This window comes from bacterium, from assembly GCA_036524115.1.
Classification (GTDB): domain Bacteria; phylum JAUVQV01; class JAUVQV01; order JAUVQV01; family DATDCY01; genus DATDCY01.
In genome coordinates, this window is the sequence record DATDCY010000128.1 from 1 (window position 1) to 3,327 (window position 3,327).

Genomic DNA, 3,327 nt, shown 5'->3' on the forward strand with positions numbered 1-3,327 from the left:
GGCGAGCGCGCCGAGCGCGCCCTTGCCGGCGATCCCGCTCATCCGCAGGCCGTGGAAGCGCACCCACTCGCCCTCGCGCGGCACGACGCGCTCTTCCAGCCGCCCGGCCGCGCCGAGGTACAGCACGCGCGTGTCGGGCTCGGCGCGGCGGAACTCGCGGGCGACCGCGAGCCCCGGGAAGATGTGCCCCCCGGTCCCGCCGCCGGCCACCGCCAGCCCGAAGCCCCGCGCCGCCATCGCCGCCTCCCTCACCGCACCTGCGGCGTGACGCCGTGGCGCGAGATGTTGAGGAGCACACCCACCGCGACGAGGCTCGCCACGAGCGACGTCCCGCCGTAGCTGAGGAACGGCAGCGTCAACCCCTTCGTCGGCAGCAGGCCGGCCACGACCATGATGTTGATGACGGCCTGGAGGAAGAGGCAGAAGGTCAGACCGAAGGCGAGGTAGGTGCCGAAGAGGTCCGGGGCCCGCAGCGCGATGCGCATCCCGCGCCAGAGTATGGCGCCGAAGAGCGCGACCACCAGCACGAGGCCGAGGAAGCCCAGTTCCTCGCCGATGACCGCGAGGATGAAGTCGGTGTGCGGGGCCGGCAGGAAGAACAGCTTCTGGCGGCTCGCCGCCGGGCCGGTGCCGGCGACGCCGCCGCGGCCGAGCGCGAGGAACGCCTGCACCGTCTGGTACCCCTTGCCGCGCGCGGCGCTCCAGGGGTCGAGGAAGGTCTGGACCCGGTGCCACTGGTAGGGGTTGAAGTAGAGCGAGACCGCGACCGCCGCCGCGCCGACCCCGCCGCCGATCAGGAGGTTCCTGATCCGCAGGCCCCCGACGAAGAGCAGCGCGCCGAGCGAGGCCGCGAGGGTGATCGTGGTCCCGAGGTCGGGCTCGAGCATGATCAGGCCGAGGGCGCCGCCGACGATGGCCAGCTCCGGGATGATCGCCTTGGCCCCGTCGCGCAGGAAGCGCTCGCGCTTGGCCGCGAGGACGGCGGAGAGAAAGACCATGAGGCCGAGCTTGGCCAGCTCGGAGGGCTGGAAGTCCAGGGGGCCGAACCCCATCCAGCGGCGCACGCCGCCCTTGAGGTGCCCGAAGGGCGGGACGAGCACCGCGACCAGCAGGAGCAGGACGGCGCCGGCGGCCGGCAGGGCCCAGCGGCGGTACGCGCGGTAGTCGACGCGGTAGACGACGGCGAGCGCGGCGCCGCCGACGGCGGCCCAGACGAGCTGGCGCACGAGGAAGTGGTACTGGGGCTTGTGCTCGCGCACCGCGACGAAGGCGCTGGCGCTGTAGATCATGACGATGCCGAGCACGACGAGGACGATGACCGGCAGCGCCAGCCACACGTCCGGCAGAGACTTGCGCGGCATCAGCCCACCCTCTCTCTTTCAACTGCCGCCGGGGCCGCGCACATCGATACGCTGGTCGTGAAGAGGCGGAGCGGGGACGGGGCGGCGCCGTGCGGCCGCTGAACTGCGCGCTCGTGTCCGTGCGGGCCCCGACCCGGGGGCGCCTGTTCCCTTTTGCCGCGCCCTGGCGCGCACGGCATCCGCAAGCACTCACCGGCTGGCGCGACAGCCCAGTCGCCGGCACCTGGTGACTTCACTGACCCGGCCGGCGACTGATGGCCGGTCACAGGCGCCCCCGGGCCGGTGCCCTGAAGACAGTGAGGGCACGGTCCAAAGCGAGGGCGGGGCGGTGACGGGCGGCCGCATTGCGGAGCGCGAGGGAACCGCAGCGGCCGGGCCGGAGCGTCCCCGCAGGGGCGAAACGCATTGTTTGAGCCCCGCAGGGGCGAGTTATGCGTTTCGAGCGCAGGGCCGGACATGCTGCGGTCGAGCGCGCAGCTCAGCGGCCGCACGGCACCGCCCCGACCTCGCGACACGGACGACGGCGGCGAGACGGAAGTGAACAGGCGCCCCCGGGCCGTGGCCCACACGTGGACAGACCCGGTCACGGCACGTGCCGTCACGCGCGCCACCTGCGGGATCGTCACAGGGCATTCACCTCGCGTTTGAAGTGCTCGCCGCGCTCGGCATAGCTCGTGTACTGGTCGAAGCTCGCGCAGGCCGGCGACAGCAGCACCACGTCCCCGGGCTTGGCCAGCTCGGCGCTGCGGCGCACCGCCTCGCCCATCTCCGCGACCTCCACGATCGGCGCGGTCCCGGCGAGCTCCGCCGCGATCTTCTCTCGCGCCTCCCCCAGCAGCACCAGCGCCCGGACGCGCTCGCGCACCAGCGGCGCCAGCGGCGCGTAGCTGCCGCCCTTGTCCTTGCCGCCGAGGATCAGCACCACCGGGCCGGGCAGGCCGGCGAGCGTGCGCGCCGTCGCGCCGACGTTCGTCCCCTTCGAGTCGTCGTACCAGCGCACCCCGCCCGCCTCGCGCACGAACTCCGTGCGGTGCGGCAGCCCGCGGAAGCTCCGGAAGACCTCGCGCACGTGCCGCGGCGCGCAGCCGGCGAGCAGGGCCATCGCCGTCACCGCCAGCGCGTTCTCCTGGTTGTGCGAGCCGGCGATGCGCATCTCCGCCACCGGGAGCACCCGCTGGCCGAGGCGCTCGCCGAGGCGCGAGTAGATCCAGCCGCGGAAGAGGTAGACGCCGCGGCGCGGGATCCGGCGCATCGAGAACCAGGCGGTGCGGGCGCGGGCCGCGGCGGCGCGCTCGACCACGAGCGGGTCGTCCGCGTTGAGCACGAGGTCGTCGCCGGCCTCCATGCGCTCGAAGATCCGCAGCTTGGCGCGCACGTACTCCTCGTACGTGGGGTAGCGGTCGAGGTGGTCCTCCGAGAGGTTGAGCAGCGCCGCGATCCGCGGCCGGAAGGTCTCGATCCACTCGAGCTGGAAGCTGCTGATCTCCGCGACCACCCACCTGGCGCCGCCGAGGGCGTCCACCTCGCCGACGAGCGCGTTGCCGATGTTGCCGCCGACGCGCGCCGGGATGCCCGCGGCCTCGAGGCTGAGGCCGAGGGCGGTCGTCACCGTGCTCTTGCCGTTGGTGCCCGTCACGGCCAGCAGCGGCACGGGCAGGAAGCGGTACGCCAGCTCGATCTCGCTGATCACCCGCACGCCGGCGCGCCGCGCCGCCAGCAGCAGCGGGTCGTCCATCGGCATCCCCGGCGAGGGCACCACGAGGTCCTGGGCGACGAACGTCTCGACGCGGTGGCCGCCGAGCTCGAGCGCGACGTGCGGGTCGAGCCGGGCGAGCGCGCCCGCCAGCGCGTCGGCCCCCTTGCGGTCGGTGACGGTGACGTGCGCGCCGCGGCGCGCCAGGAAGTTCGCGGTCTCCAGCCCCGTCCGCGCCAGCCCGACGACCAGCGCGCGCCGGCCGGCCAGCTC

The 3,327-nt window shown here is 74.0% G+C and carries 3 protein-coding genes; all 3 read right to left on the minus strand.

All coding sequences use genetic code 11. From position 1 onward, the window contains the following. Nucleotides 1–237: glycosyltransferase (locus tag VI078_05900; GenBank protein ID HEY5998822.1), on the minus strand; the 237-nt coding region annotated here is incomplete at its 3' end. Nucleotides 238–248: 11 nt separating this feature from the next. Next, nucleotides 249–1,361: a putative lipid II flippase FtsW gene (gene ftsW, locus VI078_05905; protein HEY5998823.1), complete on the minus strand. Its 1,113-nt coding sequence runs from the start codon at nucleotides 1,359–1,361 to the stop codon at nucleotides 249–251. Between the two features lie 622 nt (nucleotides 1,362–1,983). Beyond that, nucleotides 1,984–3,327, minus strand: a 1,344-nt coding sequence (murD, locus tag VI078_05910) for a UDP-N-acetylmuramoyl-L-alanine--D-glutamate ligase (protein HEY5998824.1), incomplete at its 5' end; no start/stop codon positions are given.